The sequence below is a fragment of the Xanthomonas sp. WHRI 6108 genome (assembly GCF_040202385.2).
Taxonomy (GTDB): Bacteria; Pseudomonadota; Gammaproteobacteria; order Xanthomonadales; family Xanthomonadaceae; genus Xanthomonas; species Xanthomonas arboricola.
In genome coordinates this window covers 1,361,569-1,382,915 of record NZ_CP168198.1, presented here as the reverse complement: position 1 = coordinate 1,382,915, position 21,347 = coordinate 1,361,569, and the positions used below count along the sequence as shown (strand labels likewise).

Annotated in this window: 23 protein-coding genes; 13 read left to right on the top strand and 10 right to left on the bottom strand. The window is 66.4% G+C overall.

Translation table 11 applies throughout. From position 1 onward, the window contains the following. Positions 1-2 precede the first annotated feature (2 nt). On the bottom strand, positions 3-1,595 hold the full coding sequence (gene murJ, locus ABQ039_RS05990; protein ID WP_167762910.1) for a murein biosynthesis integral membrane protein MurJ: 1,593 nt from the start codon (positions 1,593-1,595) through the stop codon (positions 3-5). A 116-nt stretch (positions 1,596-1,711) separates the two neighbouring features. Here murJ and rpsT point away from each other — a divergent pair, with 116 nt between their 5' ends. Further along, positions 1,712-1,981, top strand: coding sequence for a 30S ribosomal protein S20 (rpsT, locus tag ABQ039_RS05985; protein ID WP_002807888.1), 270 nt, complete (start codon positions 1,712-1,714; stop codon positions 1,979-1,981). Between the two features lie 91 nt (positions 1,982-2,072). On the opposite strand, the gene obgE is transcribed toward rpsT, so the two are convergent. The 3 genes from obgE to rplU form a co-directional block, all read right to left on the bottom strand. After that, the gene (gene obgE / locus ABQ039_RS05980; RefSeq protein ID WP_016901714.1) at positions 2,073-3,122 is read right to left on the bottom strand and encodes a GTPase ObgE; all 1,050 of its coding nucleotides are present in this window, start codon (positions 3,120-3,122) and stop codon (positions 2,073-2,075) included. 232 nt (positions 3,123-3,354) lie between these two features. After that, positions 3,355-3,615 carry a 50S ribosomal protein L27 gene (rpmA, locus tag ABQ039_RS05975; protein ID WP_003484326.1) on the bottom strand — a complete coding sequence of 87 codons (261 nt, stop codon included), beginning with the start codon at positions 3,613-3,615 and terminating at the stop codon, positions 3,355-3,357. 12 nt (positions 3,616-3,627) lie between these two features. Further along, entirely contained in the window at positions 3,628-3,948 is a 321-nt protein-coding gene (rplU, locus tag ABQ039_RS05970) for a 50S ribosomal protein L21 (RefSeq protein ID WP_046342025.1), read from the bottom strand. A gap of 291 nt (positions 3,949-4,239) precedes the next feature. Between rplU and uvrA the strand changes: the two genes are divergently transcribed. Together uvrA and ABQ039_RS05960 are read left to right on the top strand one after the other, a co-directional pair. After that, complete coding sequence (gene uvrA, locus ABQ039_RS05965; RefSeq protein ID WP_024940077.1) at positions 4,240-7,206, top strand: excinuclease ABC subunit UvrA; 2,967 nt, start codon at positions 4,240-4,242, stop codon at positions 7,204-7,206. Continuing rightward, on the top strand, positions 7,206-7,613 hold the full coding sequence (locus tag ABQ039_RS05960) for a thioesterase family protein (protein ID WP_126965677.1): 408 nt from the start codon (positions 7,206-7,208) through the stop codon (positions 7,611-7,613). Before uvrA ends, ABQ039_RS05960 begins: the two co-directional genes overlap by 1 nt. A 251-nt stretch (positions 7,614-7,864) precedes the next feature. Here ABQ039_RS05960 and ABQ039_RS05955 read toward each other — a convergent pair whose 3' ends face one another. Beyond that, the gene (locus tag ABQ039_RS05955; protein ID WP_374057845.1) at positions 7,865-8,272 is read right to left on the bottom strand and encodes a copper chaperone PCu(A)C; all 408 of its coding nucleotides are present in this window, start codon (positions 8,270-8,272) and stop codon (positions 7,865-7,867) included. Between the two features lie 83 nt (positions 8,273-8,355). On the opposite strand from ABQ039_RS05955, the gene ABQ039_RS05950 reads away from it, so the two are divergent. The 4 genes from ABQ039_RS05950 (at position 8,356) to ABQ039_RS05935 (ending at position 12,063) form a co-directional block, all read left to right on the top strand. Then, entirely contained in the window at positions 8,356-9,126 is a 771-nt protein-coding gene (locus tag ABQ039_RS05950) for an enoyl-CoA hydratase/isomerase family protein (protein ID WP_184611087.1), read from the top strand. A gap of 71 nt (positions 9,127-9,197) precedes the next feature. Beyond that, positions 9,198-10,112, top strand: a complete 915-nt coding sequence (gene tesB, locus ABQ039_RS05945) for an acyl-CoA thioesterase II (RefSeq protein WP_184611089.1) — start codon at positions 9,198-9,200, stop codon at positions 10,110-10,112. Between the two features lie 148 nt (positions 10,113-10,260). Beyond that, positions 10,261-10,770, top strand: coding sequence for a hypothetical protein (locus ABQ039_RS05940; RefSeq protein ID WP_054590908.1), 510 nt, complete (start codon positions 10,261-10,263; stop codon positions 10,768-10,770). 99 nt (positions 10,771-10,869) lie between these two features. Further along, on the top strand, positions 10,870-12,063 hold the full coding sequence (locus tag ABQ039_RS05935; RefSeq protein WP_054590907.1) for an RNA polymerase sigma factor: 1,194 nt from the start codon (positions 10,870-10,872) through the stop codon (positions 12,061-12,063). 186 nt (positions 12,064-12,249) lie between these two features. Here ABQ039_RS05935 and ABQ039_RS05930 read toward each other — a convergent pair whose 3' ends face one another. Beyond that, positions 12,250-12,987 (bottom strand): EF-hand domain-containing protein, encoded by a 738-nt coding sequence (locus ABQ039_RS05930; protein WP_374057716.1) that lies wholly within the window; start codon positions 12,985-12,987, stop codon positions 12,250-12,252. Here ABQ039_RS05930 and ABQ039_RS05925 point away from each other — a divergent pair. After that, the gene (locus tag ABQ039_RS05925) at positions 12,878-13,792 is read left to right on the top strand and encodes an arginyltransferase (protein WP_039519976.1); all 915 of its coding nucleotides are present in this window, start codon (positions 12,878-12,880) and stop codon (positions 13,790-13,792) included. The genes ABQ039_RS05930 and ABQ039_RS05925 overlap by 110 nt on opposite strands. A gap of 52 nt (positions 13,793-13,844) precedes the next feature. Then, positions 13,845-15,074 carry an endonuclease/exonuclease/phosphatase family protein gene (locus ABQ039_RS05920; RefSeq protein WP_349778529.1) on the top strand — a complete coding sequence of 410 codons (1,230 nt, stop codon included), beginning with the start codon at positions 13,845-13,847 and terminating at the stop codon, positions 15,072-15,074. Between the two features lie 107 nt (positions 15,075-15,181). On the opposite strand, the gene purT is transcribed toward ABQ039_RS05920, so the two are convergent. Next, the gene (gene purT / locus ABQ039_RS05915) at positions 15,182-16,381 is read right to left on the bottom strand and encodes a formate-dependent phosphoribosylglycinamide formyltransferase (RefSeq protein ID WP_349778528.1); all 1,200 of its coding nucleotides are present in this window, start codon (positions 16,379-16,381) and stop codon (positions 15,182-15,184) included. A 127-nt stretch (positions 16,382-16,508) separates the two neighbouring features. On the opposite strand from purT, the gene ABQ039_RS05910 reads away from it, so the two are divergent. The 4 genes from ABQ039_RS05910 (at position 16,509) to ABQ039_RS05895 (ending at position 18,816) form a co-directional block, all read left to right on the top strand. Beyond that, a complete protein-coding gene (locus ABQ039_RS05910; protein ID WP_016901700.1) occupies positions 16,509-17,378 on the top strand; it encodes an SPFH domain-containing protein in 870 nt (289 codons plus the stop codon). A 9-nt stretch (positions 17,379-17,387) separates the two neighbouring features. Then, complete coding sequence (locus ABQ039_RS05905) at positions 17,388-17,669, top strand: hypothetical protein (RefSeq protein ID WP_349778527.1); 282 nt, start codon at positions 17,388-17,390, stop codon at positions 17,667-17,669. Beyond that, positions 17,666-17,845 carry a hypothetical protein gene (locus ABQ039_RS05900; protein ID WP_024939461.1) on the top strand — a complete coding sequence of 60 codons (180 nt, stop codon included), beginning with the start codon at positions 17,666-17,668 and terminating at the stop codon, positions 17,843-17,845. The genes ABQ039_RS05905 and ABQ039_RS05900 overlap by 4 nt, the downstream gene beginning before the upstream one ends. 173 nt (positions 17,846-18,018) lie before the next feature. Further along, on the top strand, positions 18,019-18,816 hold the full coding sequence (locus ABQ039_RS05895; protein ID WP_349778526.1) for a M15 family metallopeptidase: 798 nt from the start codon (positions 18,019-18,021) through the stop codon (positions 18,814-18,816). 37 nt (positions 18,817-18,853) lie between these two features. Here ABQ039_RS05895 and ABQ039_RS05890 read toward each other — a convergent pair whose 3' ends face one another. The 3 genes from ABQ039_RS05890 to ABQ039_RS05880 form a co-directional block, all read right to left on the bottom strand. Next, positions 18,854-19,528, bottom strand: coding sequence for a DNA-3-methyladenine glycosylase (locus tag ABQ039_RS05890; protein ID WP_154831633.1), 675 nt, complete (start codon positions 19,526-19,528; stop codon positions 18,854-18,856). A gap of 2 nt (positions 19,529-19,530) precedes the next feature. Continuing rightward, positions 19,531-19,902: a DUF423 domain-containing protein gene (locus tag ABQ039_RS05885; RefSeq protein WP_039815377.1), complete on the bottom strand. Its 372-nt coding sequence runs from the start codon at positions 19,900-19,902 to the stop codon at positions 19,531-19,533. A 95-nt stretch (positions 19,903-19,997) separates the two neighbouring features. Then, entirely contained in the window at positions 19,998-21,179 is a 1,182-nt protein-coding gene (locus ABQ039_RS05880; protein ID WP_024939464.1) for an SRPBCC family protein, read from the bottom strand. Positions 21,180-21,347: the final 168 nt, after the last annotated feature.

The following is a 21,347-nucleotide window of genomic DNA, read 5'->3' as shown; positions in this document are numbered from 1 at the left end:
GACTAGCCCTCGCGCAGATGCCGCGGCCGCAATCCCAGCGCCACTTGCGCCACCAGGTAGGTCGCCCCACCGCTGCCGACCAGCACCACCAGCCAGCCGATGCGATCCCACTTGTCCATCACGGTGAACGATGGCAGCCACCACAGCAGGCCCAACAGCACCGCCACCATCGCCGCGCATGCCAGCAGCAGGCGCAGCGCATAGCCAGCCCAACCCGGCCGGCGCTGGTACACGCCGGACTTGCCCAGCCAGTACCACAGCAAACCCAGGTTGAGATAACTGGACAGTGCGCTGGCGATGCCCAGCGCCAGATGCAGGCCCGGCTGCTTGCCCAGCGCCTGCATCACGCCCTGCGCCTTGAGCTCGGGCGGCACCATGATCTGGTAGACCACTGCCAGCAACGCGAAGTTGAACACCATGTTGGCGATCAACGCCGCCACACCGGCACGCACCGGGGTGCGGGTGTCCTGACGGGCGTAGAAGGCCGGCAACAACACCTTGAGCATGGCGTACGCCGGCAGGCCGAAGCTCAGGCCGTAGACCGACATCGCGGTCATACGCGTATCGAAGGCGGTGAACTGGCGGTACTGGAACAAGGTTGCCACCAGCGGCTCGGCCAGCAGCAGCAAGCCGAGCATCGCCGGCATCGCGATCAGCAGCGTGGTGCGGAACCCCCAGTCCAGCGCGCCGGAGAACGCGCTGCGGTCGGTCTTGACGTGATGGCGCGCCAGCGCCGGCAGGATCACCGTGCCCAGCGCCACCCCGAACACGCCCAGCGGCAGTTCCAGGAACCGGTCGGCCAGCGACAGCCACGACTGCGAGCCGTCGGCCAGCCGCGCGGCGATCACCGTGTCCAGCATCAGGTTGATCTGTGCGATCGACGAACCGAACAGGGTCGGAATCATCAGGGTCAGCACCTTGCGCACATCCGGGTGCGTCCAGCCCCAGCGCGGCAGCGTCAGCAGGTCGATGCCCTTCAGGGCCGGCAGCTGAAACAGCAACTGCAGCGCCCCGGCCACCAGCACCGCCCAGCCCAGCGCCAGGATCGGCACGTCCAGCCGCGGCGCCAGCCACAGCGCGCCGGCGATCATGCACAGGTTGAGGATCACCGGCGTCAGCGCCGGAATCGCAAACCGCTGGAAGCTGTTGAGCGCCCCGCCCGCCAGCGCGGTCAACGAGACAAACAACAGAAACGGAAACGTCAGCCGCAACAAATCGACCAGCAGGCCGTATTTATCCGGATCGGTGGCCGCGCCATCGGAAAACACCGACGCCAGCTGCGGGGTGAAGATCAGCCCCAGCGCGGTGATCAGCAGCAACATGCCGCCGAGCGTGCCGGACACCCGCGACATCAGCTCGCGCAGGTCGGTATGCGGGCGGGTCTCCTTGACCTCGGTGAACACCGGCACGAAGGCGGTGGCGAACGAGCCCTCGGCAAACAGCCGACGCAGGAAATTGGGGATCCGGAACGCCACCCAGAACGCGTCGGTGACCGCATTGGCGCCGAAGGTGGTGGAGATCGCCTGGTCGCGGATCAGGCCCAACACCCGCGACACCATGGTCATACTGCTGAATGAGAGCAGGCCTCTCAACATGCCGGGCTTGCTCACGCTGCATCCCTCTTGACAACTGACTTGACGTACATAACTAAGCCCATCATACTTTCCCGCTTGCTTTTTCCACTACACCGATTTTTCAGGAACCCACCACCGTGGCCAATATCAAGTCCGCCAAGAAGCGCGCCAAGCAGACCGTCGTGCGCAATGAGCGCAACACGGGCCAGCGTTCGATGCTGCGCACCGCCGTCAAGAAGGTGATCAAGGCCCTTGACGCCAACGATGCTGCAGGCGCCGAAGCTGCTTTCGCCGTTGCCCAGCCCATTCTCGACCGTTTCAGCGCCCGTGGCCTGATTCACAAGAACAAGGCTGCGCGTCACAAGAGCCGCCTGACCGCTCGCATCAAGGCCATCAAGGCCGCGTAAGCGAGCCGGGTTGGCATCACCGCAGGCCTGGCTTGCGGTGGCATAGAAAAACCCGGCCTTGGCCGGGTTTTTTGTGTGCCTGCGCATGCGCTCAGCCGGCATTGCGTGCCTCGAGCTCGTCCTCGCGCTGACGGTCGAAGAACGCCATGATGTCCTTCATGATCGGGAAGGTGCCATCGCGGCCCAGCGCCGAGACCAGATACCACGGCGCGGTCCAGCCGAGTTCGGCCACGATCGTCTCGGCCGCAGCGCGGGCCTCGTCCTCGAACATCAGGTCGGCCTTGTTGAGCACCAGCCAGCGCGGCTTCTTCAGCAACTCCGGATCGTGGCGCTCCAGCTCGCGCTCGATGGTGCGCACCTGATCCACCGGCGACGCCTCCACCCCACCATCCATCGGCGAAATGTCCACCAGATGCAGCAGCAGACGGGTGCGCTGCAGATGGCGCAAGAACTGCGTGCCCAGCCCGGCACCGTCGGCCGCGCCCTCGATCAGGCCTGGCACGTCGGCGATGACGAAGCTGCGGTATGCCTCGACACTGACCACGCCCAGATTCGGGTACAGGGTGGTGAAGGGGTAATCGGCCACCTTCGGGGTTGCCGAGGACACCGCGCGAATCAGGGTGCTCTTGCCCGCATTGGGAAAGCCCAGCAAGCCGACGTCGGCCAGCAGCTTCAGCTCCAGCTTGAGCAACCGCTCCTCGCCCTCTTCACCGGTGGTGGACTGGCGCGGCGCGCGATTGACCGAGCTCTTGAAATGCATGTTGCCCAGGCCGCCCTTGCCGCCCTTGGCCACCAGCAGGCGATCGCCATGCTGGGTCAGGTCGCCGATGACTTCGTCGGTCTGCACGTTCATCACCACGGTGCCGACCGGCACCACGATGATGCGGTCTTCGCCGCCCTTGCCGTAGGCCTGGCGGCCCATGCCGTTCTCGCCGCGCTGCGCCTTGAAGGTGCGCTCATGCCGGAAGTCGACCAGCGTATTGACGTTCTCGTCGGCCACGATCCATACGCTGCCGCCGTTACCGCCGTCGCCGCCATCGGGCCCACCGAGCGGGATGAACTTCTCGCGGCGAAAGCCGACACAGCCATTGCCGCCATTGCCGGCACTGACCAGGATTTCTGCTTCGTCGACTAACTTCATGAGATTTGGGATTCGTAATTTGGGATTGGTAACACCACCGCAGGACGCCGCTAGGCGGCCGCGGAAACAGCAGGAAGCAGCGGTACCGGGACTGTCGAAATCCGCCGTTGCGAATCCCCAATCCCGATTCTCCACTCCCGGCCGCCAAACGAAAAACCCCGCAAAAGCGGGGCTTTCCGTCTCGTCCGCCAGGCAGCGATGCCTGACGGACTGGCCTGCATGGAGCGGGCGATTACGCCTCGGCAACCACGCTGACGGTGCGACGCTTCTTCGGGCCCTTGGTGGAAAACTCCACCTTGCCGTCGACCAGCGCGAACAGGGTGTGGTCACGGCCGAGGCCGACGCCGGCGCCCGGATGGAACTGGGTGCCACGCTGACGCACGATGATGTTGCCGGCATCGATGGCCTGGCCACCGAAGATCTTCACACCCAGGTACTTCGGGTTGGAATCGCGACCGTTGCGCGAGGAACCTACGCCTTTTTTGTGTGCCATGACTGGTTCTCCTTACTTCTTATCGCCACCGGCGATGCCGGTGATCTCGATTTCGGTGTAGTGCTGACGGTGTCCCTGACGCTTCATGTGGTGCTTGCGGCGACGGAACTTGATGATGCGCACCTTGTCGGCGCGGCCATGGGCCACGACCTTGGCGGTGACCGAGGCGCCCTTCAGCGCATCGCCCAGCTTGATGCCATCGCTATCGCCCAGCATCAGGACGGTGTCGAACTTGATCTCGTTGCCAGCTTCGACATCGAGCTTTTCCACGCGGAGCGTTTCGCCCTGCGCGACGCGGTATTGCTTACCGCCAGTTACCAGAACTGCGTACATGACCAGGTTTTCCTCTGTAGTTATTATGGTCGCACTGACGTGCCCTAGGGCAGACAGGAGCGGGATTGTACGGGCTTGCGGGGTTTGGGGTCAACCTGCCGGCCAGCCGGCCATGGCCCCGCCCGATCCACCCGTGCAACGCATCATCCGGCCGCCACAGGCGCCCGGTCAGACTGGCATTTGGGGCAATTGCCCTCACCTAGGTCGGCGGGTAGGCTGATCGACTGCCACTCATTCCTGCTGAGCACGCTCGCACCACTGCCGGTTCGCCGGCCCGACATCGGATCCCCCATGGCGATGGATTTCATCCGCATCCGCGGCGCGCGGACGCACAACCTCAAGAACATCGACCTCGACCTGCCTCGCGACAAACTGATCGTGATCACCGGCCTGTCCGGCTCGGGCAAGTCGTCGTTGGCGTTCGACACCATCTATGCAGAAGGCCAGCGCCGCTACGTCGAGTCGCTGTCGGCGTATGCGCGCCAGTTCCTCAGCGTGATGGAAAAGCCGGACCTGGACCACATCGAAGGCCTGTCCCCGGCGATTTCGATCGAACAGAAATCGACCTCGCACAATCCGCGTTCCACGGTCGGCACGATCACCGAGATCTACGACTACCTGCGCCTGCTGTACGCGCGCGTCGGTCAGCCGCGCTGCCCGGACCACGGCTTCCCGCTGGAGGCGCAGACCGTCAGCCAGATGGTCGACCACATGCTCACGCAGGACCAGGAGCAGCGTTACATGCTGCTGGCGCCGGTGATCCGCGAACGCAAGGGCGAGCATGCGCAGGTGTTCGAGCAGCTGCGCGCGCAGGGCTTTGTGCGTGTGCGCGTGGACGGCGAGCTGTACGAGATCGACGCGGTGCCGCCACTGGCGCTGCGCCAGAAGCACACCATCGAGGCGGTGATCGACCGCTTCCGTCCGCGCGAAGACATCAAGCAACGACTGGCGGAAAGTTTCGAGACTGCGCTCAAGCTCGGCGAAGGCATGGTCGCAGTGCAGTCGCTGGACGACCCGGCCGCGGCGCCGCACCTGTTCTCGTCCAAGTACAGTTGCCCGGTCTGCGATTACTCGCTGCCGGAGCTGGAGCCGCGGCTGTTTTCATTCAACGCACCGGTGGGCGCCTGTCCCAGCTGCGATGGCCTGGGCGTGGCCGAGTTCTTCGACCCGGATCGCGTCGTGGTGCATCCGGAGCTATCGCTGTCGGCCGGCGCAGTGCGCGGCTGGGATCGGCGCAATGCCTATTATTTCCAGCTGATCGCCTCGCTGGCCAAGCACTACAAGTTCGACGTGGACGCGGTGTGGAACACGCTGCCAGCCAAGGTGCGCCAGGCGGTGCTGTTCGGCAGCGGCGATGAGGTGATCAGTTTCACTTACTTCACCGATGCGGGCGGGCGCACCACGCGCAAGCACCGCTTCGAGGGCATCCTGCCGAACCTGGAACGCCGCTACCGCGAAACCGAATCGCCGGCCGTGCGCGAAGAGCTGACCAAGTACGTCAGCCAGCAGCCCTGCCCGGCCTGTAACGGCACGCGCCTGAACCGTGCCGCGCGCAACGTGTTCGTCGCCGACCGCCCGCTGCCCGAACTGGTGGTGCTGCCGGTCAACGAGGCGCTGAGCTTTTTCCGCGGCTTGTCGCTGCCGGGCTGGCGTGGCGAGATCGCCAGCAAGATCGTCAAGGAGATCGGCGAGCGGCTGGGCTTCCTGGTCGACGTGGGCCTGGATTACCTGACCCTGGAACGCAAGGCCGATACCTTGTCCGGTGGCGAGGCGCAGCGCATCCGGCTGGCCAGCCAGATCGGCGCCGGCCTGGTCGGGGTGATGTATGTGCTGGACGAGCCATCGATCGGCCTGCATCAGCGCGACAACGAACGCCTGCTCGGCACGCTGACGCGGCTGCGCGACCTGGGCAATACCGTCATCGTCGTCGAGCATGACGAAGACGCGATCCGCCTGGCCGATTACGTGCTGGACATCGGCCCCGGCGCCGGCGTGCACGGTGGCGAAATCTGTGCGCAAGGCTCGTTGCAGGACATCCTGGATGCGCCCGGCTCGCTGACCGGCCAGTACCTGTCGGGCAAGCGCCGCATCGAGATTCCCAAGCAGCGCCACAAGCCCAACCCGAAGATGATGCTGCATCTGCGCGGGGCGACCGGCAACAACCTGAAGAATGTCGACCTGGATATTCCGGCCGGCCTGTTGACCTGCATCACCGGCGTGTCCGGCTCGGGCAAGTCCACGCTGATCAACGACACCTTGTTCTCGCTGGCGGCCAACGAGATCAACGGCGCCTCGCATCCGGTGGCCGCGCATCGCGAGGTGGAAAATCTGGATCTGTTCGACAAGGTCGTGGATATCGACCAGTCGCCGATCGGGCGCACGCCGCGCTCCAATCCAGCCACCTACACCGGCATGTTCACGCCGTTGCGCGAGTTGTTCGCGCAGGTGCCGGAAGCGCGCGCGCGCGGCTATTCGCCGGGCCGTTTCAGCTTCAACGTGCGCGGCGGCCGCTGCGAGGCCTGCCAGGGCGATGGCCTGATCAAGGTGGAAATGCACTTCCTGCCCGACGTCTACGTGCCCTGCGATGTCTGCCACGGCAAGCGCTACAACCGCGAGACGCTGGAGATCCGCTACAAGGGTTTCAACATCAGCGACGTGCTGCAGATGACCGTCGAGGACGCGCTGCGGCTGTTCGAGCCGGTGCCGTCGATCGCACGCAAGCTGGAAACGCTGGTGGATGTGGGCCTGAGTTACATCAAGCTCGGCCAGAGCGCGACCACGCTGTCCGGCGGTGAGGCGCAGCGCGTCAAGTTGTCCAAGGAGCTGTCGCGTCGCGATACCGGACGTACCCTGTACATCCTCGACGAGCCGACCACCGGCCTGCACTTCCACGACATCGAAGCGCTGCTCGGCGTGCTGCACAAGCTGCGCGACGAGGGCAACACGGTGGTGGTGATAGAACACAATCTGGACGTGATCAAGACCGCCGACTGGATCGTGGATCTGGGCCCGGAAGGTGGCCATCGCGGCGGCAGCATCCTGGTCTCCGGCACGCCGGAAGATGTGGCCGCGCACAAGGCGTCCTACACCGGGCAGTTCCTGGCCAAGATGCTGCCATCGGTGAAGGCGCGCGAGACCCGGCCGGCGGCGATGGCCAACAAGCCCGATGCGCGCCCGCCACGCAAGATCAAACCGGAGAAGGTGGCGAAAGTCGCCAAGTCCGCCACCAAGAAAACCGCAAAGAAGAAGGCAAGCTGATGAGCGAAGAGCACAAGGTGTTGGCACGCATCCCGATCAGCGTGCGCTGGCGCGACATGGACAGCATGGGCCATGTCAACAACGCCAAGTACATTTCGTACCTGGAGGAAGCGCGCGTGCGCTGGATGCTGGGCGTTGAAGGCGTGGCGATGACCGACCGCATCGCGCCGGTGGTTGCGGCCACCAACGTCAACTACAAGCGCCCGCTGATATGGCCGAACGACATCCTGGTGGAACTGTTCGTCGAGCGCCTGGGCAGCAGCAGCATCACCATCGGCCACCGCATCCTCGACCAGAAGGACGAGGGCGTGCTGTATTCCGATGGCAACGTGGTGGTGGTGTGGATCGATACGCAGACCGGCAAGAGCGCGGCGCTGCCGGATGCGGTACGCGCCGCCAGCAGCTGAGATTTGCCAGTTGCGCGCTGGCTCGCCAGCGCCATAAGACGACGGCGGCTCTTCCGGGAGCCGCCGTTGTTGTTTGCAGCGCTCCTGTCCTGCCGCTGCGCGATACCACTGACAGGCCGCGTGATCGAGACCGACACCGTGAAGTGGCAGCCTGCTCGCCACCACGCATCGCGTTTGATCGGCAACATCGCGCAGTGGGCTCGGCAAACACTGCAGGACCCAGACTCCGCTCAGCCGCGCACTGCGCGCGTCTACGAACCCGGCGCGCGCTTGCGCGCCTGCAGCGTGGTCTTGACCTCGCGGCCATCCTGCAAGGTAAAGGTCACCGGCACCTGCGCGCCTTCCTGCAGCGGCGCACGCGCTTCCATCAGCATCAGATGCAGGCCGCCCGGTGCAAGCGGCACCGACTTGCCGGCCGGCAATGCCAGCTCCGGCACGGCGCGCATGCGGCTGACGCCGTTGGTTTGCGTGGTCTCGTGGATGGACACATCGGCAAACGCACTGCTCTTGGCCGCGGTGACCTTCGACGGCTGCGCACAGCCATTGTGGAACTGTCCGAAGCCCGCTGCCATGCCCATGCCACCGGGTGGCGGAATGCGGATCCAGCCGCCCTTGAACTCGGGCAGGCACTGCGCGCCAGCGCCTGCACTTGCCAGCATCACCCATGCACCGAGCACGCGTGCATATATGCGCTGCCTGCTTCGACTGCCGTCTATCATGACCCAACCTCCAGGAGCCCCGAATGAGCATCCAGATCTTAGACCATGGCCGTCTTCGCGAAATCCGTCTGGCGCGCCCGCCGGTCAATGCACTGGACAGCGCGCTGTGCCAGGCCCTGAGCGTTGCGGTGCAGCAGGCCGGCGAGGAGACCGACGGCATCGTGCTGGCGGGCAGCGAGCGGATCTTTTCCGGTGGCATGGACGTGCCACACCTGCTGGCGCATGGCACCGACCGCGCCGCATTGCTGGCCAGCTGGACGGCCTTCTTCGAGGCCGCGCAGGCGCTGGCCAACAGCCGCGTGCCCGTGGTCGCGGCCATCGGCGGGCATGCGCCGGCCGGCGGCTGCGTGCTGGCGCTGTGCTGCGACTACCGGGTGATGGCACGCAGCGCCGATACCGCCAAACCGTATGCGATCGGCTTGAACGAGGTGCAGGTGGGCCTGGCTGCGCCGGAAGGCATCCAGCGCCTGCTGCGCCGCGTGGTCGGCGCGCACCGCGCCGAGCGCCTGCTGATCTCCGGGCAACTGCTGCCGGCCGAGCAGGCGGTCACGATCGGCCTGGTCGACGAACTGGTCGATGGCGAATTGGTCACCGCCCGCGCGGTGGCCTGGCTGCAGGACCTGCAGCAGCTGCCGCGCCAGCCGATGCTGACCACGCGCGCGATTGCGCGCGCCGATCTGCGCGCGGCACTGGCGCCGGAGCTGATCCAGCTGGAGCGCTTCATCGACGGCTGGTACGCGCCGGATGCGCAGGCCGCCCTGCACGGCCTGGTGGCGCGGCTGCAGAAGGCCTGACGCCGCTCCCGCACGGCGCGCAGGGGGCGGCCCGCTATAATCGCGGTCCGTCGCACGCCCAGGCCAGCCCCTTGTCCGCCACTGCCGAACCCGTCGTCTCCGAACTGATCAGCCTGCTGTCGCTGGAGCGCCTGGAAGACAACCTGTTCCGCGGCCAGAGCCGCGATATCGGCACCAAGTACGTGTTCGGCGGACAGGTGCTGGGCCAGGCACTGGCCGCCGCGCAGGCCACCGTGGACAACGGCCGCCAAGCGCACTCCCTGCATGCCTATTTCCTGCGCGCCGGCAATATCGACCACCCGATCGTCTACGACGTCGACCGCACCCGCGATGGCGGCAGTTTTTCGGTGCGCCGGGTCACCGCGATCCAGCATGGCAAGGTGATCTTCTTCTGCGCGGCCTCGTTCCAGCAGCGCGAAGACGGCGCCGAACACCAGTCCGCGATGCCGGTGGTACCGCCGCCCGAAGACATCGAACCCACCCCGCCGCTGGCGGCGAAGGTGCTGGAGAAACTGCCTGCCAAGGTGCAGCGCTGGCTGTCGCGTGGCGGCCCGTTCGAGTTTCGCCATGTGTTTCCGCGCGACGAACTCAAGCCGCCCAAGCGCCCGCCCTTCCAGCAGATGTGGCTGCGCCTGAGCGACCCGGTCGGCGACGACGTCGGCCTGCACCAGGCCTTGCTGGCCTATGCCTCGGATTTTCAGCTGCTGGGCACCTCCACCTTTCCGCATGGCATCAGCTACTACACGCCGAACGTGCAGATGGCCTCGCTCGATCACGCACTGTGGTTCCACCGCCCGTTCCGCACCGACGACTGGCTGCTGTATTCGCTCGACAGCCCCACCGCACAGGGTTCGCGCGGCCTGGCGCGCGGGCAGTTCTTCACCCGCGATGGCGTGCTGGTCGCCAGCACCACCCAGGAAGGCCTGATCCGGGTGGTGCCCGACGGCAGCGCGATCGCGGTGCCGGCAAACGACTCGCCATGTTGATCGCTGCACCGCGTTCGTCGCGCGCAGGCATGCTGATGGCCGCCTGCACTTTCCGGCCTGGATCGACGTCCTTGCCGCTCCTTTCTTTCAGCTCGAGCAAGCGCATTCGCAGCGCGCCCTGCTCGGCAATCGCTGGCACTCCTTAAGCATGCGCAAGATCTTCAGCAGTCAACGTATCGAAACCGCCGAAGGCGTGGCCGATCTCCTGCGCAACGCCGGTATCGACGTGCGCATGAGCAACGGCCGCTCCTACGAGAGCAAGCGCAGCGGCCAGTTCAGCTATCTCGAACAGGGCAACGCCCAGGCCTACCCCACGGTGTGGATCGTGCACGCCGACGACCAGCCGCGCGCCCGCGATCTGCTGCGCGACGCACGCCTGCTCGACACCACCCGCCGCGATCTGCCGAATGTGGAGTACACCTTCCGCGACGGCGAAAACGGCTCGAGCACCAATGCGCGCAGCTGGGCCTGGCGCATCCGGCTGGTGCTGCTGCTGGTGATCGGCGCGGTCGCCATGTTCGTGGTGCTGCGCCATCGCAATGCCCCGGATGCGGCCAGGCCAGTGGCACCGCCGGCCGCGCAGCCAGCGCCCGCCACCACCGCACCGCCCGCCACAGAGGACGACGAAGTGCGTGTACGGATCCAGCCGGCGCGCTGAGCGCAGCCACCCGGCGCTGCGCCAGGCGCCACCGCCATCACGTTGGTCACATCCGCTGCTCGCCTGCGTCATGCTGGGACCAGGACATGGATTGCGCCGATGCACACCGACACGCTGGACCTGATGTTGCAACGCGAATTGCCGGTCGCCGCCGCCGGCTGCCAGCAGGCCTACGGCCGCATCGTGCGCGCCTGCCAGAACACGGTGACCGCCATCGCACTGGCGATCACCCGCGATATCGCCGCCAGCGAAGACATCGCCCAGGAAGCCTTCCTGCGCGCCTGGCAGCGGCTGGCGCAATTGCATCAGCCGGCCAGTTTCCTGCCGTGGCTGCGGCAGATCACCCGCAACCTGGCGCGCGACTGGCTGCGCGCCAACCGGCATCGCGCGCTCAGCGGCGAAGCGGCGGACCTGGCGATCGCGATGGCTGCCGACCCGGCCCCCTCGCCCGCCGACCAGTTGCTGCAGGTGGAAGAAGAGATCGCCGCGCTCGACATCATTTCTGCATTGCCCGAAGAGAGCCGCGAGACGCTGCTGCTGTTTTATCGCGAAGGCCAGAGTTCGCGGCAGGTTGCCTCGCTGCTCGGGCTGAGCGATGCGGCCGTGCGCAAGCGCCTGTCGCGGGCACGTGCCAGCGTGCGCGGCGAGCTGCTGCGCCGGTTCGGCGAGTTCGCCCATGGCAGCGCGCCCAGCGTGGCCTTTGCCACCGCGGTGACCTCGGCAACCCTGCTGGCCGCGCCGGGGACGGCGAGCGCGGCCATCGTGCTGACGGGCATGGGGGGCGCGGGCAAATTAGGCGTGAGCGGGCTGACCGGCTCGGCATTGGGCGGGGGTGGCGCGGCCGGTGCGCTAAGCCTCTGGCTCGGCCTGCCGTCTCTATTCGCCGCCGGCGCCGTGCTGATTGCCGGCGTCGGCACGTACTGGTCGTGCTGGTATCTGCTGCGCTTTGCGCAGACCGCCGCCGAAGCAGCGGCGATTCGTCGTTTCCTGCACATCACCACGCTGACGTCGGTGCTGGTGGTGGGCAGCACGCTGCTGCTCAAACGCCTGGATGCCGGCGCATGGGCGTCATTGCTGCTGCTGGGCGCAGGCATGGCGGTGCTCACCTACCAATCCATCCGGGTGCTGCCACGCGTCATGCGCCCGATGCTGGAACGCGATGCGCAACGACGCGGCACCACGCGGGCACCGCTGCTGTATCGCTGCATGTTCAGCCCGGCCGCGATGCTGGTGAGCACGGCGGCGGTCATGCTGCCCATCGTGCGGCACTACATGAAGCTGGGGATGCTCTGATCCCGGCGTGGCGCCATCGCCGCATGCGGCAAGTGCGGCCATTCCAGTCAACAAAAACGGCCTCCTGCTTGCGCGGGAGGCCGTTGGTCGATCGGCGCCTTGTTGCGTGTTGCGGTTTACATGCTGCGTGTGACGCCAGTGCTGCCCCGGTCGCAGCACTGCGACCGGGTAAGCGACTGGATGAACTCAGTTGCCCGCGGCAGGCTTGGCCGGCATCGGACGCTTGCCGTGATCGCCATGCTCGCCCTGACCCCAGCGGCCATGCTCGCCGCGCTGCTTGGATGCGGCATCGAACTCGGCCTTGCTCAACTTGCCGTCCTTGTCGGTATCGGCCTTGGCAAACCATGCATCGCGATGCTGCTGCATGCGCAGCTCACGGTCCGCGCGATCGACAAAGCCGTCCTTGTTGATGTCCATCTCATCGAAGCGCGCGGCGAACTTGGGGTCGGCCTTGGCTTCTTCGCGGCTGATGCGGCCGTCCTTGTTGGTGTCGAGCTTGCTCAGCCATTCGCCGCGTCCACCGCGACCCGGGCCGCGATGATGCGGCCGCTCGTCGCGCGACAGCTTGCCGTCCTTGTTGGTGTCCAGCGTGTCGAACTGTGCGGCCAGCTTGGGGTCGGCAGCGGCCTCGCTGCGATCGATCACGCCATCGCCGTTCTTGTCGAGTTTGGCAGGACGCGGCGCATCGCCGGCGGCAGGCGGAGCGGCGAACACCGCGCCGGTGGACAGGGCAGCCAGCACGGCCAGTGCGAGAAACGGTTTGCGAGACGTCATGAGAAACTCCTGGAATGTGGGAACCACACGCGGCACCTGCATGGGCCGCATCGCGTGGGTGGCGCATCCGGATCCACCGTGCGCTGCCACCAACACCCACATCAACGAGCCATCGGCGCGCGCGTTGACGCGGCAGCCGGGCGTATTCATCCGGCGGACAGTCGCCGCCGTTGCGACGCGCAGGCGCTATCCTGACGCCATGGCCATCCACGCCGACACCCATGACGACCTGCGCCTGTTCCAGACCGGCGAGCATGCCTGTGGCTACTGGTCCGAGCGCCGCGCGCGCGACCTGGTGCTGGATCCGCACGACCCGCGTCTGGGTGCGATCTATCCGCAGGCCTTAGCATGGGGATTCCGTCGCTCCGGCGATCTGGTCTACCGGCCGCATTGCGAACGTTGCCGCGCCTGCGTGCCGGTGCGCATCGCGGTGGATGCGTTCCGGCCCGATCGCAGCCAGCGCCGCTGCCTGGCGCGCAACCAGGACCTGGTGGTGCGCGTGGTCGCTGCCGAGCGCACCGACGAACAACTCGCGTTGTACCGGCAGTACCTCAAGCACCGCCATCCCGGCGGCGGCATGGACGAACATGGCGCCACCGAATTCGACCAGTTCCTGATCGGTGGGTGGTCGCATGGACGCTTCCTGGAAATCCGCGAACCCGCAGTGGCGCACGCGCCGGGGCGGCTGCTCGCCGTTGCGGTCACCGATGTCACCGAGCATGCGTTGTCGGCGGTCTATACGTTCTACGCACCGGATGCCACTGCGCGCAGCCTGGGCACCTTTGCGATCCTGCAGCAGATCCAGTGGGCGCAACGCGAGCGCCGCGCGCATGTGTATCTGGGCTACTGGATCGACGGCCATGCCAAGATGAACTACAAGCGCCGCTTCAGCGCGCTGGAGGCCTACGACGGCCGCCAGTGGCGCGGGCTTCCTGCCGCTGCACCGGAAGGGTGAACCCCGCCGGGACGACATCGGGCTGTCGTCTTGCACATGCGAGAATATCGCTATGATCAGACCTCTCTTACTGCTTGCGCTGACCGCGCTCTGCGCCGCCTGCGCCCATCAGGCGACCTCTCCGGAGACAAGCGCCAAGGCAACTGCCGCCTCCGCGCCGGCCCAGCTGCGCATCGCGACCTACAACACCTCGCTGTATTCGGATCAGGCCGGCGGCCTGGTGCGCGAACTGCAGGGCGACAGCGCGCATGCGCGCAAGATCGCCGCAGTGCTGCAGCGGGTGCGTCCGGATCTGGTGCTGCTCAACGAGTTCGACTTCGACCCCGAGCACCGCGCCGCCGATCTGTTTCAGCAGCGCTATCTGGAGGTCGCCCAGCCGGGCGGCGGCGCAGCGTTGCGCTACCCATATCGCTACCTGGCCCCGGTCAATACCGGCGTGCCAAGCGGCCTGGATCTGGACAACAACGGCAGCGTCGGTGGCGATGGCCGCACCCGCGGCAACGATGCCTGGGGTTACGGATTGCATCCCGGCCAGTACGGCATGCTGGTGCTGTCGCGCTACCCGATCGACACGCAGGCGGTGCGCAGTTTCCAGTTGCTGAAATGGAGCGCGCTGCCGGGTGCGCTGCGCCCGACCGACCCGTCCAGCAAACAATCGTTCTATCCCGACGCGATTTGGGCGCAGCTGCGGCTGTCGTCCAAGTCGCATTGGGACGTGCCGGTGCGCACGCCGCTCGGTGTGGTGCACGCGCTGGTCTCGCACCCCACCCCGCCGGTGTTCGATGGCGCCGAGAAGCGTAACGTCGCCCGCAACCACGACGAGCTGCGGCTGTGGCGCGAGTATCTGGACAATCCCAAGGACGCCAGCTGGCTGTGCGACGACCAGGGCCGCTGCGGCGGGCTGCCCGCCGATGCGCGCTTCGTCATTCTCGGCGACCTCAATAACGACCCGGTCGACGGCGCCGGCCGGCACGATGCGATCCGCGCCTTGATCACGCACCCGCGGGTGCTGCAGTACCCCACGCCGCACAGTGCAGGCGGCCCGGAAAAAACCGCCGAATACGCCGCGCAAGGCATTGCCCATGCGGGCGACCCGCACCAGGTCACCGGCGACTTCGGGCCGCAGGCGGGCACGATGCGGCTGGACTACGTGCTGCCTTCGCGCCAGTTCACCTTGGTCGGCAGCGGCATCTTCTGGCCCGCCAGCGCCACGCCGGAAGCGGCGATCGCCGATGGCAGCGATCATCATGCGGTTTGGGTGGATGTGGCTGGGGCGCGGTGATTGGGGATTGGGGATTGGGGATTGGGGATTTGAAGCGTCGGTTGGTTGCTTGTGTCTTGGCGCGATTGCGGCTGGTTGCCGCAACCGCGCCGTGACCCGCGCAGCGCTCAGTCCAGCTGGATCTGCAACGCCTCTGCGGCTACCCGCGCCTTCTCGCGCGCGGCGTCGATGCTGTCGGCACGCGCCAGCGTGACGCCGACGCGGCGGTGACCGTCCACGCGCGGCTTGCCGAACAGGCGCAGTGCGGTGTCCGGGTCGCGCAAAGCCTGCGCGACATTGTCGAAGGCCGGCACGCCATGACCGTGCGCCAGCAGCGCGCACGAGGCCGACGGGCCGCTCTGACGGATCACGCCGCCGTTTTCCGCACCGACCGGCAGGCCGAGAATCGCGCGCGCGTGCAGGGCGAATTCGCTCAGCTCCTGCGAGACCAGCGTGACCAGGCCGGTGTCGTGCGGGCGTGGCGAGACCTCGCTGAACCACACCTCGTCGCCCTTGACGAACAATTCCACGCCGAACAGGCCCAGACCACCCAGGTCGTCGGTGATGGCCTGCGCGATCTGCTGCGAGCGCTGCAAGGCGGCCGCTGACATCGGCTGCGGCTGCCAGCTCTCGCGGTAGTCGCCGTCCTTCTGCCAATGCCCGATCGGGTCGCAGAACGAGGTGCCGCCGGCATGCCGCACGGTCAACAAGGTGATCTCGTAATCGAAGTCGATGAAGCCCTCAACGATGCAGCGGCCGGCACCGGCACGACCACCGGTCTGCGCGTAATCCCAGGCCGCCTCGATGTCCGCCGCGCTACGCAGGGTGCTCTGGCCCTTGCCCGAGGACGACATCACCGGCTTGACCACGCACGGCAGACCCACCGCGACGATCGCCTCGCGATACTCGGCAGCCGTGTCGACGAAGCGATACGGCGAGGTCGGCAGGCCCAGCGTTTCGGCAGCCAGGCGACGGATGCCCTCGCGGTCCATGGTCAGGCGTGCGGCGCGCGCGGTCGGGATGACCCGCTGGCCCTGCTCGCGTTCCAGCGCGAGCAGCGTCTCGGTATGGATCGCCTCGATCTCCGGCACGATCAGATGCGGCTGCTCCCGGGCGATCAGCGCGCGCAGCGCCTGGGGATCGAGCATATCCAGCACGTGCGAACGGTGCGCCACCTGCATCGCCGGCGCGTCGGCATAGCGATCGGCGGCGATCACTTCCACCCCGAAGCGCTGCAATTCGATCGCCACTTCCTTGCCCAGCTCGCCCGAGCCCAGCAACAACACGCGGGTGGCGGAAGGCGACAACGGCGTGCCGAGAGTAGTCATGAGCGCAGTCCAGATCGGGAGGGGGCCGCCATTCTAACGGGCCGTCACCACGGCCGCCGACCGCACGACTTGCATAAACTGATATCACTTTGATATCTTTTTTCCAATCCCCAAGGACACCCACCTCATGAAAGAGAAGCCGATCAGCTCACTGCCGGGCATTCCGGTCATCCTCGCCGCTGGCGCCGCGTTCGCGGGCGCCGCCTGGTTCATTCTCACGACCCTGGCGGCCGGCAGCCCGACTCCAGCCGGGTTCCTGATTGCGCTGTTGGTGGTGGCGGCGGGCATCTTCATGCTGGCCGGCCTGTACACGCTGGAGCCGAACCAGGCGGCGGTGCTGAGCCTGTTCGGCAAGTACGTCGGCACGGTCAAGGACCCGGGCCTGCGCTGGAACAGCCCCTTCTATGCCAAGCGCCGGGTCAGCCAGCGCGTGCGCAACTTCGAGAGCGGCCGGCTCAAGGTCAACGAACTGGACGGCAGCCCGATCGAGATCGCCGCGGTCATCGTGTGGCAGGTGCTGGACGCTTCCGAGGCGGTCTACAACGTCGACGATTACGAAAGCTTCGTGCATATCCAGTCCGAAGCGGCGCTGCGCGCGATGGCCACCAGCTACCCGTACGACCAGCACGAAGACGATCAGATCTCGCTGCGCAGCCATCCGGCCGAAATCAGCGAACAACTCAAGCGCCATCTGGACGAGCGCCTGACCCAGGCCGGCGTGGACGTGATCGAAGCACGCATCAGCCACCTCGCCTACGCGCCGGAAATCGCCCAGGCCATGCTGCAACGCCAGCAGGCCAATGCGGTGATCGCCGCACGCACGCGCATCGTCGCCGGTGCGGTGGGCATGGTCGAAATGGCGCTGGCCGAGCTGCAGAAAAACGGCGTTGTGCAGCTGGACGAAGAACGCAAGGCGCACATGGTCAGCAACCTGCTCACCGTGTTGTGTTCTGATCGCGGTACCCAACCGGTGGTCAACGCCGGCTCGCTGTATTGAGGTGATGCAATGAATGTCATGGTGCCGTTGGTCGTCGCGCTTTCCGGCTTGCCTGCGTTGGCAATCGCCGCCTCCATCGGTGCGGACGACGACGACCGCGCGCGCGGCCTGGGGCTGCGCTGGGCCTTGATCCTGGTCATCCTGATCGGTGCTGCCTGCCTGTACTGGGCCGGCGACAACCGCGCCGGCATCTACGCGGTGGTGATCGGCATGCTCGTCGGCGTGAATGTCTTGATCGTGTCGATGGTGATGCACCTGCGCCGCCATAGCGGCCGCCAGGAGCGCGAGTGAGCGAGAAGAAGGCCTATCCGCTGCGCATCAACGCCGACGTGCTGGCCGCCGCGCAGCGCTGGGCCGACGACGAACTGCGCAGCCTCAACGCGCAGATCGAATACGTGCTGCGCGATGCGCTGCGCAAGGCCGGGCGCCTGCCGAAGCCGCAGGGCGACAAGGACGCCGATGCTTGAAAGTAAGCCCGGTTGAGAACAAGCACAGGCGTGAGTGATCGTCAGAACGGATCAGCTTCCACTCGCATGCATCCGCCCCGCCGCCGCTCAACGGAGCATCTTTATCGCTGCAGGCAAGCGTTCGCCCCGCTCCGGACTGGCAGCCCTCACGTAGCACCCGCTAAGCTGCGGCGATGCGCAACTCCCCACGCTTTCTGCTCAACACCTCCGACATCGAACTGTGGCCGGCAGACCTGCTGCGTGCGCGCGGCAATGCGGATGCACGCGTGCTGGCGCAGGCCGACTGGCTGCTGCGGCGCAAGCGCGACGGACGCTACCTGGCCGCGCATCTGCCGCAGGGCGTGATGCCGTTGATCCCGCGACTGGCGTACGAGCCGGGGCTGGACGAGGCACTGGCGCTGCTGGAACTGCCAGGCGGGCGTGCATCGGACCGTACGAACACGCTGTTGCCGGTCAGCGGCGTGCAGCAGCGGCTGGCGCAACTGGAAATCGACGTGGAGGCGTATCCACGGCAGACCGGGCTGAGCCTGGTGGCCGAACCTGCTGCCCTGCACTTTGCCGGACGCGATCGTTTTGCACGGCCGTTGTGGCTCAGCGCCGGCGCAAGCCGTGCATGGCGGCAGATGCAGGCCGACGCTGCACGCGCTGGCGTGCTGCTGGATGCGTTGTCCGGGTATCGCAGCCACGATTACCAACTGGCGATCTTCGAACGCAAGCTGGCGCGCGGCCTGACGGTGCCGCAAATCCTGGCGGTCAACACCGCGCCCGGCTTCAGCGAACACCACAGCGGCGATGCACTGGATATCGGCACGCCCGGCGAGCCGCCGGTGGAAGAATCCTTCGAGACCACGCCGGCCTTCGCGTGGCTGCGCGACAACGCGGATCGCTTTGGCTACCGGCTGAGTTATCCGCGCGACAATCCCTACGGCATCATCTACGAGCCCTGGCATTGGCGTTGGTCGCCGGCGTAATGCGCGCGGCAAGCCGCACGCACCGCACTGCAACGCCCTACTCCTGCGAGCGCGGCGTCGGCACTTTGGCTGCCACGCTGAAGTCGGCGATCTTCCATAGATAAAACGCGGCGTAGCTGCGGTACGGGGCCCAGCGTTCGCCGCGGATGGCCAGTTCCTTCGGCGTGGGCATCTGTTCCTGCCTGTCCACGCGCTGGGCGCCCTTGCGCACGCCCAGGTCATCGACGGGCAGCAGATCCGGGCGCCCCAGGCGGAACATCAGCATCATCTCCACCGTCCAGCGGCCGATGCCGCGCACCGGGATCAGCGCCTGCACGATCGCTTCCTCGTCCATGAAGGCGAGCCTGCGCAGGGAGGGAATCTCGCCATCGCGCTCGCGGCGCGCCAGATCGCGCAGCGCCAGCGACTTGTTGCCGGACACGCCACACGCACGCAGTGCCGCGTCGTCGATGCGACCGAGCGTGTCTGCATGCAGGCGCGGCGCACCGATGGCCGCCTCCACCCGCGCCACGATCGTCGATGCGGCCTTGCCGCTGAGTTGCTGGAACAGGATCGCGCGCGCCAACGCGTCCACCGGATCGAACGGCTTGCGCCAACCCGGCTGCGCGGCGATCGGGCCGATGCGCTTCATCCACGCGCCCAGCGCGCGATCGCGCCGGGTCAGGTGCGCGAAGGCGGCCTCCACATCGAATCCGCGGGCATGGCGCGGCATGCTCAGCGCCTCAACGCGCCGATCGCCAGCACCGCCCAGCCCAGCATCAGGCTGACGCCGCCCACCGGTGCAAGGCTGGTGGGCCAGTGCAGCAGCGCGCCGCCGACCAGGCTGCCGGCAAACAGCAGCGTGCCGAGCAACAGCAGATACAGGCCGAGCCGGCCAAGCGCGCGCGTTTCGGTGGCGCCGAGTACCGTCAGCACGGCACCGTGGCCAAAGGCATACAGCGCTGCCAGTTGCAGCCGCGATTGCACCAGCGCATCGGCTACCCCGTGCGAGGCATAGGCCGACAGGCCCACCGCGCTGGCGGCCAGCAAGGCGCCGCAAAACGCCAGCAGCGACGGATGTTTCTTGCGACGTTCGAGCAGTGACATAAAGGCGATTCCATTGCAGCGCCGTGGCGCAAAAAAAAACGCGCCGCAGGACTGCGGCGCGTTTTCGTCTGGATCAGATCATCGTGGTGAGACGATTACTTGATGGCCCAGTAGACGTCGTAGGTACCGTCCTGCGTGAACGACTTGTCCACGCCGCCCTTCCACGACTCGTACGGACGCTCGGTCACGTCGTTGCCGTTGGTGGCAGCCCAGGCACGCAGGGAGCTGCGCACTGCGTCCAGGCCGGCCATGTGGCCTGCGTAGGTCGCAAACGCGGAACGGTGTGCCTTGGTGCGCTCGTACTTGACCGGTGCTTCCGAAGGGATGTTGACCTTCAACTCCTCGCCCGCTGCAGCAACCGGGGTTGCATCCACAGGTGCGGCAGCCGCGGCGTCATCCTTCTTGGCATCGGCCTTGGCGGTGTCGGCCTTGGCATCGGTCTTCGGCGCGCCACCGGCACGCTTGCGGACCGGCTGCACGACGTCGAACGCGTACTTGTCGCTAGCGAAGTCGGTGGTCACGATGCGGACCGGACCAGCAGCCTCGAGGCCGTTGGCGTCCATCACGCGCTTGATCCACTCCTGGTTGTCCTTGATCGACTTCTTGATCGTCTCGTTGTCACGATCGATGTTGCCCGCGTTGACGACCAGCAGGTCCTCGGCCGGCACATCGACGAGCTTGAGATCGCTCAACACCGGCTTGCCGTCGAGCTGGGCGCGGTAGTCGAAATTCGGCACGGTCGCCAGTGCGGTCGCCAGACGCGACAGACCCAGCTTCAGGTCGTCGCCCACGTGGCGGCTGACATACAGGCCGGCATAACGACCGAACAGGTTCCAGCCGTACTTGACGCTGTAGTCCTGGGTGATCTTGACGTTCTTGTTGTTCTTGCCGGTTGGCGCAAGGGTGAAATTGGTGACTTTGTCGTAGCCCTTGGTGGGATCGTCGATCGAAATCTCAACACGCTCGTTCTTGACGCTGTTGGTGATCTCCCAGCTACCGTCGCCGATGTAGCCTTCGGTGGAGCTGTATTCGACGCGTGCACCCTTGCCCTCGTTCGGGCCGACCAGCTTCAGCTGGATCTTGGGGTCGCGCAGCACAAGCGGGTTCCAATCCTTGAAACGACGGAAGCTGTTCACGGTGTCGTAAACAATCGTCATCCTGCGGTTGGTCTCAACACTCTCGGACATCTGCCGCTCCGAGGGCAACACCAAGCCCACCACGACAAACAAGCCAGCCACGATCCCCAAGGCGATCAGGAACTCGATAATACGGGTCATTCAGGAGGTCTCCGGGGCCGATCCCACGGCCGGGTTGAGTGAAGCGAAGCCGCCATCCTAGCAGGCTTCGAGAAAGATGTTCAGTTGTGCGACGGGTAGCGCGGTCTTGCGGTGTCATCCACCGCGCAACCGCGCAGCCCATGACTGCGCAACCCCAACCTGCACAAG

Coding starts and splice junctions, on each gene's coding strand:
- murJ (WP_167762910.1), bottom strand. CDS start 1,595: ATGTTGAGAGGCCTGCTCTCATTCAGCAGTATGACCATGGTGTCGCGG.
- obgE (WP_016901714.1), bottom strand. CDS start 3,122: ATGAAGTTAGTCGACGAAGCAGAAATCCTGGTCAGTGCCGGCAATGGC.
- rpmA (WP_003484326.1), bottom strand. CDS start 3,615: ATGGCACACAAAAAAGGCGTAGGTTCCTCGCGCAACGGTCGCGATTCC.
- rplU (WP_046342025.1), bottom strand. CDS start 3,948: ATGTACGCAGTTCTGGTAACTGGCGGTAAGCAATACCGCGTCGCGCAG.
- uvrA (WP_024940077.1), top strand. CDS start 4,240: ATGGCGATGGATTTCATCCGCATCCGCGGCGCGCGGACGCACAACCTC.
- ABQ039_RS05960 (WP_126965677.1), top strand. CDS start 7,206: ATGAGCGAAGAGCACAAGGTGTTGGCACGCATCCCGATCAGCGTGCGC.
- ABQ039_RS05955 (WP_374057845.1), bottom strand. CDS start 8,272: ATGCTGGCAAGTGCAGGCGCTGGCGCGCAGTGCCTGCCCGAGTTCAAG.
- ABQ039_RS05950 (WP_184611087.1), top strand. CDS start 8,356: ATGAGCATCCAGATCTTAGACCATGGCCGTCTTCGCGAAATCCGTCTG.
- ABQ039_RS05940 (WP_054590908.1), top strand. CDS start 10,261: ATGCGCAAGATCTTCAGCAGTCAACGTATCGAAACCGCCGAAGGCGTG.
- ABQ039_RS05935 (WP_054590907.1), top strand. CDS start 10,870: ATGCACACCGACACGCTGGACCTGATGTTGCAACGCGAATTGCCGGTC.
- ABQ039_RS05925 (WP_039519976.1), top strand. CDS start 12,878: ATGGGCCGCATCGCGTGGGTGGCGCATCCGGATCCACCGTGCGCTGCC.
- ABQ039_RS05930 (WP_374057716.1), bottom strand. CDS start 12,987: ATGAATACGCCCGGCTGCCGCGTCAACGCGCGCGCCGATGGCTCGTTG.
- ABQ039_RS05920 (WP_349778529.1), top strand. CDS start 13,845: ATGATCAGACCTCTCTTACTGCTTGCGCTGACCGCGCTCTGCGCCGCC.
- purT (WP_349778528.1), bottom strand. CDS start 16,381: ATGACTACTCTCGGCACGCCGTTGTCGCCTTCCGCCACCCGCGTGTTG.
- ABQ039_RS05910 (WP_016901700.1), top strand. CDS start 16,509: ATGAAAGAGAAGCCGATCAGCTCACTGCCGGGCATTCCGGTCATCCTC.
- ABQ039_RS05905 (WP_349778527.1), top strand. CDS start 17,388: ATGAATGTCATGGTGCCGTTGGTCGTCGCGCTTTCCGGCTTGCCTGCG.
- ABQ039_RS05895 (WP_349778526.1), top strand. CDS start 18,019: ATGCGCAACTCCCCACGCTTTCTGCTCAACACCTCCGACATCGAACTG.
- ABQ039_RS05890 (WP_154831633.1), bottom strand. CDS start 19,528: ATGCCGCGCCATGCCCGCGGATTCGATGTGGAGGCCGCCTTCGCGCAC.
- ABQ039_RS05885 (WP_039815377.1), bottom strand. CDS start 19,902: ATGTCACTGCTCGAACGTCGCAAGAAACATCCGTCGCTGCTGGCGTTT.
- ABQ039_RS05880 (WP_024939464.1), bottom strand. CDS start 21,179: ATGACCCGTATTATCGAGTTCCTGATCGCCTTGGGGATCGTGGCTGGC.